The organism is Pseudovibrio ascidiaceicola (genome assembly GCF_900114245.1).
GTDB classification, from domain to species: Bacteria; Pseudomonadota; Alphaproteobacteria; order Rhizobiales; family Stappiaceae; genus Pseudovibrio; species Pseudovibrio ascidiaceicola.
Genome location: NZ_FOSK01000030.1, coordinates 1 through 8279, shown reverse-complemented (window position 1 = coordinate 8279; position 8279 = coordinate 1). Strand labels below are relative to the sequence as shown.

Here is an 8279-nt window from a genome sequence, read left to right as displayed (position 1 = left end):
GTAAGCTTTCAGATCTACAGCAGAAGTTTCAGGAAAACTGTATTCGAAAAGAAACTAGCGGCGTTAAATATGCTCTCATGCCAACAGACATCCATCCTGAATGGTTGAGCTTCTCATTCAATCCTGGGCTGGTGCGCAAGAGTTTGTGGGACAAATATGGTCCCTATGAGCAATATGGCACCGAAGAGCGGATCTCCATGGTCATGAAGAAAGATGGCTGGATGGTTGCTTTCCTTGATCCTGGGGCTTGTCACCACATTGGCGGTGAGGCTCACGTTGATGATCCATTCCAACCCAAGCGTGCCAATACCATTGCCTCACGTTTAAAGCGCTCCATCCGCAAACGTTGGCTCCGTATCCTTCGTAAACGCGGATATGATGTATGAGTAAAGCCCGAAAAATAATGATGTTTAAGTAAGCTAAGTGAGTTGGGAAAACCGTGAAAATTGCCTTCAGAGCAGACGCATCAACTGAAATAGGGACCGGTCATATCATGAGATGCATCACGCTTGCTGATGCCTTTAAGGGAACCGGAGGGCAGTGTTATTTCATTTGCAGGTCAATCCCGCAATCTCTTCAAGATGTGATAAAGAGCAAAGGACATTCATTTTTCCAGTTACCCCATGGCCCTCCTTTTATTGCGAGAGAGGATGATGTGGCACATGCATCTTGGTTAGGAGTTAACTGGGAAGTTGACGCTTTACATACAGCAGCAGTCATATCCGGAATAGAGCCCGACTGGATTGTGCTAGACCATTACGCTCTTGACCACCGTTGGGAAAAACAAGTGCGGGGGCCGCAATGCAAACTTATCGTAATTGATGATCTTTTCGATAGGCCTCACATCGCAGATATACTGCTAGATCAAAATTTGGGCCGATCTCGTGAAAACTATAAGGATCTTGTGCCAAGAGACTGTCAAGTTTTAGCCGGACCTGAGTTTGCACTACTTCGCCCTGAATTTGAAAAAATGAGAGCGATAAGTATCGAGCGAAGAAAAAAACCAAAGCTCGAAAAGCTACTTATAACGATGGGGGGAGCAGATAAGGACAACGTTTCTGGTTGGCTAATAGATTTCTTTGAAGAAGCGACTGACCTTGGTTTACTGAGTGTCACGGTTGTACTGGGGGCGAGCGCTGCACATGCTGACTCCGTAAAAATGAAAGCGTCGACTTCAGTTATTGATGTCTATGTGTTGCAAAATGTTAACAACATGGCAGAGCTCATGAAAGATACTGATTTGTGCATAGGTGCAGCGGGTAGTACATCCTGGGAACGAGCGTGTCTCGGGGTGCCAAGCATCATATTCAGCCTTGCGGACAACCAAAAGCAAATTGCTGTCGACCTAGATAAGCATAAAATCGCAAAACAGGCCCAGCTATGGGACGCAGCATCCTTGTTGGAGATAGTAAAACACCTTCGGAAAGCCAAAAATCTTACAAGGCTCGGTATTAATGCTGCAAAGCTTGTCGATGGCTTAGGCGCACAAAAAGTTGTAGAGCATGTTGAAAGCTACAATGTAAAAGCCATTTGAGCTAACTTAGATAGTCTTAGTTTGTGTTTAAACGAATTCGCATTAATTGCTCTGCTTTGATCCAATCTTCTTCTGTATCAATGTCTTGCACACGATTAGAGGGAAGTGGAATACCGAACGTGTTTTGCTCAAAAATCGCATCAGTCCCAGTTTGCCAGTTCTCTGAACTTGCCCAATAAAATTGCCCTGCATCATGCCAAAAGGTTTCTAAGTCTTGTGACCGGGAGGTTCCGTACTGAGGTTTATCCATTTCAACCGCACCAGATTTTGTCATTTTCAACGCCCTTTGAATCGGGTAGTCGAACCTACAAACCGATGCGGCGAATGTACCGCGATGTTGTTTTGATAGTTTGTAGCCTGCCGCTAAGTCCCCTGATTGCACAAAAGGAGCTGTTGCATACAAACAGCAGACTAAAACATCTTTGTCGAGATTTAGGTTCTCGATCGCATCCGCTATAACTGGCTTGGTTGGTGCAAAATCATTTGCTAGGTGTGAAGCTCTGAGAAATGGGACCTTAGCTCCCCATTTCGTGGCAATTTCTGCGATCTCGGCATCATCGGTAGTAACAACAACGTCATCAACACACTCAGCTAACTGGGCGGCTTGAATAGACCAAGCGATCATCGGTTTGCCAAGGAAATTACGAATATTTTTGCGTGGTATTCTTTTAGATCCACCACGCGCAGGTATAATACAAACAGCCACGATAGTCCTTCAGGGTGTTTTAATCAATTAAACACATCACGTTGAAGCGATAAACAAGCTTCAGCTTATTGCCTCACCTAATGCGGACACAACATGAGTCTGTTGCTCCGCCGTTAGGTTTGGATGCAGCGGAAGTGTAAGTGTCTTGTTACCGTGAGCTTCCGCATATGGAAACATTCCTTCCTTGAAGCCTCGTTTCTTATAAAAGGGCTGAAGGTGTACTGGGATGTAATGCACATTAACCCCGACGCCCTTTTCACGCATCTCCTGAAACACTACATCACGGTTTGCTGGTTGAGGGATGAGTACTGTATATAGATGCCAAGCAGAATAAGTATCAAATGACTGATGTGGAAGACCGATAGGAAGCTCTTGCAATAGACTATTATAGGTCTGAGCAAGCTCGTTTCTTTTCTTCGTAAAAGCATCCAATCGTTGCATTTGAGAGAGACCGAGCCCAGCCTGAAGATCAGTCATACGATAGTTAAACCCAAGGGCAACTTGTTCATAGTACCATGGGCCTTTCAGGGGGCTTTCCATCAAAGATGCATCACGAGTTACGCCGTGACTTCGATAGAGATCCATGCGTTCGGCTAGCTCAGCGTTGTTCGTCAGTGCCAAACCACCTTCGCCTGTCGTGATGATTTTCACTGGATGAAAGCTAAAAATCGTAATCTCGGAGAATTGACAGCCCCCGATCCGCTTATCCGCATAGGAGCCCCCGACAGCGTGAGAAGCATCTTCGATTACCTGAAAACCGTAGCGTTTTGCCAGCTCAGCAATTGCTCTCATATCACATGATTGGCCTGCGAAGTGGACAGGAACAACTATCTTAGGAAGGCATCCTGCATGTGCGGCTCCATCTAACTTAGCTTCTAAAGCAGATACATCCATGTTGCGGGTATCTGGGTCAATATCAACAAAGTCAACTGTGGCTCCGCAATAATACGCGCAATTGGCGGAAGCTACAAAAGTATTTGGAACGGTCCAAAGTATGTCGCCAGGGCCAAGATCCAAAGCAAGGCATGCAATATGTAGCGCACTCGTTGCACTGTTCACTGCTACTGCATGATTTGCACCTGTGTAATCGCAGAATTTTCGCTCGAATGCAGGGATCACAGGACCTTGTGTCAAGAAGTCTGATCTTAAAACACGCTCTACCGCTTCGATGTCTTCTTCAGATATGTCCTGGCGACCATACGGGATCATTTTTTAGCTCGCTCGTTCATCTCAATTATTTCTACAGGTGTCAGGAAATGTGGGTTCGTTCCTGACGCGTATTCCTGTCCCATTGAGACAAATCTACCTTTTTCGCCAAGCTTATTGGAGCTGTAATCCATATTATCGTCGTGAAAACGAATAGATGGAGTAATGGCGAAATGATCATCAAACTCGATGGTCAGATGTGCATCATCAATCGGGCACATTACTTCATGTAGCTTTTCACCCGGGCGAATACCAATGATCTTTGAGGGAAGTTGAGGTGCCATCGCCTTTGCTAAGTCAGTAATACGGATAGACGGAATCTTTGGAATAAAGATCTCCCCGCCCTGCATGCGCTCAAAATTCTTGAGAACAAAGTCAACGCCCTCACGCAAGGTAATCCAAAACCGGGTCATATCTTCATGAGTGATCGGAAGTTCACTAGCACCCTCATCAATCAGTTTTTGAAAGAAAGGTACTACTGAGCCGCGTGAGCCAACTACGTTGCCATAACGAACCACAGCAAAACGTGTCTCACGGCTACCCGCCATATTATTTGCTGATACAAAAAGTTTGTCAGAGCAAAGTTTGGTTGCGCCGTATAGATTAATCGGGCTAGCGGCTTTATCTGTTGAAAGCGCGATCACTTTCTTAACGTTATTTGCTAAGGCCGCTTGAATTACATTTTCTGCACCGTGAATATTGGTTTTGATACATTCAAATGGATTATACTCAGCAGCTGGAACTTGCTTAAGCGCGGCAGCGTGAATGACATAGTCAACACCATCCATCGCCTGAGTGAGACGATCTCGATCCCGTACGTCTCCAATGAAGTACCTCATGCACTCAGTATTATAGTCCTGAGACATTTCATACTGCTTCAACTCGTCCCGGGAATAAATAATGATCTTATTCGGAGAGAAACGCTCCTGCAAAATCTGCGTATATTTCTTACCGAAGGATCCAGTGCCACCAGTGATAAGCACATTTGCACCGTTGAACATTATTATACCTTTCTGGATGATTAAATTTGAGAGGTACATAGGGAATTTTTAGTGAGAAAGAAAGTCGTATTTGGAAGAGAAGGGGGGTAATTATTCAAATTATAGCCTAGGCGGGCATCTTTATCCAACCACAGCATTTACCACTTTAGGTTGTATTTGTAATTATAAAAACTACTTTTAATCTATCTTATATCGAAACTTGAAGCTGAAGAAAATACGAACTGCGTCCCTAAAAACATCGACTTTAAAGTCGTTATGATATAAGTCGCCCTTAAATGATCAGTTATTTTGGTATTCATATGGCGCACGCTATCAAAATCGCAGACCGAGAAATTGGGCTGAACCATCCTCCTTATATGATTGCCGAAATGTCTGGCAATCATAATGGAGACATTGGCAGGGCATTCGCACTTATTGAAGCGGCGAAGGACGCGGGCGCTGATGCTGTAAAGCTACAAACTTACACCGCGGACACTATAACAATTGATCATGACGGCCCAGATTTCCAAATTAAAGGTGGCTTATGGGATGGTCGGTCTCTTTATGAGCTCTATGAGGAAGCACATACTCCTTGGGACTGGCACGAACGTTTGTTCAAAAAGGCATCTGATGTTGGAATATCAATTTTCTCGTCTCCTTTTGACCCAACAGCCGTTGATTTTCTGACCGCATTAGACGCACCAGCGTTTAAAATTGCTTCGTTCGAACTTGTGGACATTCCGCTTATCGAAAAAGTAGCAAGTGTTGGCAAACCGATGATTTTATCAACGGGCCTTGCTGACCTTGGAGAAATTCAAGAAGCAATTGCCGCAGTTCGAAGAGCTGGATTAGAAGACTTTGTAGTCTTGCATTGTATTTCATCTTATCCTGCTCCTGCGGACAACAGCAACTTACTAACCATGCCGCATTTAGGTGAGACTTTCAACGTCCTCACAGGGCTTTCAGATCATACGCATGGTACTTCAGTAAGTGTGGCCGCAACTGCATTAGGGGCCACTGTCATTGAAAAACATATGACTTTAGATCGCAATGATGGCGGTCCAGATGCAGCATTTTCACTTGAGCCTAATGAATTTAGACAGCTTGTTGTTGATTGCAACACTGCTTGGAAAGCATTGGGTGGCATCCATTACGAACTTAAAGATGCTGAGCAAGGAAGTTTAATCTTTCGACGCTCACTTTACATAGTCAAAGATATAGCTGCTGGCGAAGTAATTACTTCTGAGCACGTGCGTTCAATCAGGCCTGGATACGGCTTACCTCCTAAAGAACTAGAAAGTGTTCTGGGGCAACGTGCTCGAGATTCTATTGCACGTGGAACACCGTTGGCGTGGCATCATCTAGTTTAAAGCAACTTGATTGCTGACTAAAATTCATAACGGATTAAAATAATGTACCTTCTGGCGGGATTTAACGCGACAATGTTTGAAGGCTTCAGAAATGAAGGTTTCGAAATTGGAGCATGGATTCAAATTGTTGAGAAGCATCAAAAACTAGTAAAACCAGAAGATGTTGAAACGATTTCGTGGCGGGATTTTACGCTTTGTAAAGTTCCTCACACATTTGCTGCTGACATGGACCCCGCTTTCGCAAAACGCGTAAGAGAACGTGCTTATCCATACTTCATTCGAATGCAAGACCGAATGTATTGGTATAACTTCGAACGTACTGACACATGGTTAGATACTGTAAATTTACTTGAAAGTATGATCCATTATTTTTACGCGCTTATCAAAAGAAATGATATTTCTACGGTGATATCAACGAATGTGCCTCATGAAGGGCCTCATATTATTTTGCATTTTGTTGCTCAGGAATTGGGTATCGAGAGCATACTTACAACCCAATCTTTAGTCCCAAATGCATTCTGGATCATAAAAGACATTGAAGATTTTGGGTATTTTCAAACAGGCTTTCCCAAGACAGGAGTATCGCTTCCTGTTAAAAAAGAGCCCCAAAGACCTTTCTACATGGCCAATGTGCAACGTAGTACGAGCTCTGAGTATTTGAAATTTCTGATGAAATACTTGCCAAAGATTGGTCTGAATTTTTTACCATATCTTTTGGGATTCCGAAAACGCTCATTCAAAAAAAGCCTTTTTAAACTTGATCAGAAAAGGCGTGTCAGACAGATTCTGAATTCGATCAACTATGACACACCGAAGGAAGGGGAGCGGTTTATTTACTTCCCATTACACCTTCAGCCAGAGATGACAACGGATGCACTTGGTCATGAATATTGTGATCAGCTATTAGCTCTAGAAGAGCTTCTCCGTAAGGTGCCTGAGGACGTCTATATTTATGTGAAGGAAAATCCGAAGCAAAGCGGACAAATGCGGGAAGCGAGCTTCTTTAAACGTCTTCAAGCATTACCTCGTGTGAGATATCTTCCTCGCGAAGTAAACAGCTTCGATCTTATCAAGGAATCCTTAGCTGTAGCTACTATCACGGGAACTGCTGGCTGGGAAGCATTGCAGATGGGCAAGCCTGTCATCACTTTTGGTAGTGCATGGTACCGTTCTCTTCATGGATCTTTTGAGTGGTCCGACACTTTTAAATTTGAAGATGTGCTGAGTTTTGAATTTGATTACACAAAACTTGAGGCTGGAACTGTTTGGCTGAGCCAATACTTACGTGAAGGTATTGTAGATCCTGTCTATAGTGTACTTAAAGAAGACTACGATGCATCTGATAATGCTCGTATTGTTGCTCGTGAAGTTTTAGAGTTTATTGCTGAGACACAGAAGAAAGACCAACTTAATTGAAGACCAGATGCATGCTAGAGCTTTGCGTGATTGGATGAAAACTAATGCTTGCTATTCATTTACTTTGTAACAACCTTGAACATCCGATAATACCACATCTGCAGCATTGGATTAAGTCAAATCAATGCCGCCATCAGGTTAGTCTAATCAGCTCAAAAGAGGAGGCTAAGGGGGGGGATATTTTACTGCTGATCTCATGCAGCGATTACATTAGCTCTAAGATTACCAGTAAATATTCAAAGATTTTCGTAATTCATGCAAGTGATCTGCCGAAAGGTCGGGGTTGGAGCCCACATGTTTGGACACTCTTGGATGGGGCAGAAGAACTGACGATTAGTTTAATTGAAGCGCATGAAAAGATTGACCAAGGAGATATCTGGGCTCAAGAAAAAATAGCTATAGCCCCAAGCGATCTATTCGACGAGATAGATAGTAAGCTATTTGCCGCGGAGATACGTTTGATTGAAAAAGCGGTGAGACTTATTGAAAGCGGTCAAAAAGTTGGAACACGTCAAATCGGCGAAGCCAGTTACTTTCCCAAAAGGACGCCAGAGGATAGTGAGATTGACCCGTCAAAACCGCTCTCAGATACTTTTAATAAGATTCGTTTAATGGATGTAAATCGATATCCAGCTTTCTTTAAACTGCACGATTCTGAATTCATAATAGAGATCAAAAAGAGAGTATAATCGTTAAGTTTGACGTTTCCCAACTCACTTAGCTTACTTAAACTGGACTGGCTCAGGAAAAGTAGAGAGCCTTCTGATACATTAAGATCAGGAGGACTTTATGGGGCGCAAACATTACACGGAAGAGTTTAAGCGGGAAGCAGCGCGGCTGGTAGAAGTGAGTGGTCGACCCATTCCTGAAATTGCCGCCGATCTGGGTGTGGGCCGTGCTACGCTGAACCGCTGGATCAAGGAGTTTCGGGATCAGGATTTACTGTCAGGGCCGCATGAGGATGCGAGTAAAGAATTAGCCCGCTTGCGCAAGGAAAACGAGCTTTTACGGCAAGAGAGAGATTTATTAAAAAAGGCGGCAGCGTTCTTCGCCAGGGAAACAAGTCG

Annotated in this window: 8 protein-coding genes and 1 pseudogene; 6 read left to right on the top strand and 3 right to left on the bottom strand. The window is 43.9% G+C overall.

Annotated features, from left to right (window positions below):
• A pseudogene (locus BM231_RS26535) lies at positions 1–386 on the top strand (hypothetical protein); the annotation flags it as partial.
• 53 nt (positions 387–439) lie between these two features.
• On the top strand, positions 440–1534 hold the full coding sequence (gene pseG / locus BM231_RS26530; RefSeq protein WP_093524379.1) for a UDP-2,4-diacetamido-2,4,6-trideoxy-beta-L-altropyranose hydrolase: 1095 nt from the start codon (positions 440–442) through the stop codon (positions 1532–1534).
• 16 nt (positions 1535–1550) lie between these two features.
• Here pseG and pseF read toward each other — a convergent pair whose 3' ends face one another.
• Genes pseF through pseB form a run of 3 tightly spaced genes read right to left on the bottom strand, consistent with a single transcriptional unit; the run spans position 1551 to position 4447 of the window.
• Positions 1551–2240, bottom strand: a complete 690-nt coding sequence (gene pseF, locus BM231_RS26525; protein ID WP_093524377.1) for a pseudaminic acid cytidylyltransferase — start codon at positions 2238–2240, stop codon at positions 1551–1553.
• 60 nt (positions 2241–2300) lie between these two features.
• Positions 2301–3449 carry a UDP-4-amino-4,6-dideoxy-N-acetyl-beta-L-altrosamine transaminase gene (gene pseC, locus BM231_RS26520; protein ID WP_093524375.1) on the bottom strand — a complete coding sequence of 383 codons (1149 nt, stop codon included), beginning with the start codon at positions 3447–3449 and terminating at the stop codon, positions 2301–2303.
• Positions 3446–4447: a UDP-N-acetylglucosamine 4,6-dehydratase (inverting) gene (gene pseB, locus BM231_RS26515; protein WP_063312263.1), complete on the bottom strand. Its 1002-nt coding sequence runs from the start codon at positions 4445–4447 to the stop codon at positions 3446–3448. Before pseB ends, pseC begins: the two co-directional genes overlap by 4 nt.
• 275 nt (positions 4448–4722) lie before the next feature.
• Between pseB and pseI the strand changes: the two genes are divergently transcribed.
• From pseI to BM231_RS26495, 4 genes are all read left to right on the top strand, one after another.
• On the top strand, positions 4723–5796 hold the full coding sequence (pseI, locus tag BM231_RS26510) for a pseudaminic acid synthase (RefSeq protein ID WP_244527227.1): 1074 nt from the start codon (positions 4723–4725) through the stop codon (positions 5794–5796).
• Between the two features lie 42 nt (positions 5797–5838).
• Positions 5839–7212 (top strand): capsular polysaccharide export protein, LipB/KpsS family, encoded by a 1374-nt coding sequence (locus BM231_RS26505; RefSeq protein WP_093524373.1) that lies wholly within the window; start codon positions 5839–5841, stop codon positions 7210–7212.
• 44 nt (positions 7213–7256) lie between these two features.
• Positions 7257–7901, top strand: a complete 645-nt coding sequence (locus BM231_RS26500; RefSeq protein ID WP_093524371.1) for a formyltransferase family protein — start codon at positions 7257–7259, stop codon at positions 7899–7901.
• 100 nt (positions 7902–8001) lie between these two features.
• A partial coding sequence (locus BM231_RS26495; RefSeq protein ID WP_093524247.1) for a transposase occupies positions 8002–8279 on the top strand: 278 nt, incomplete at its 3' end.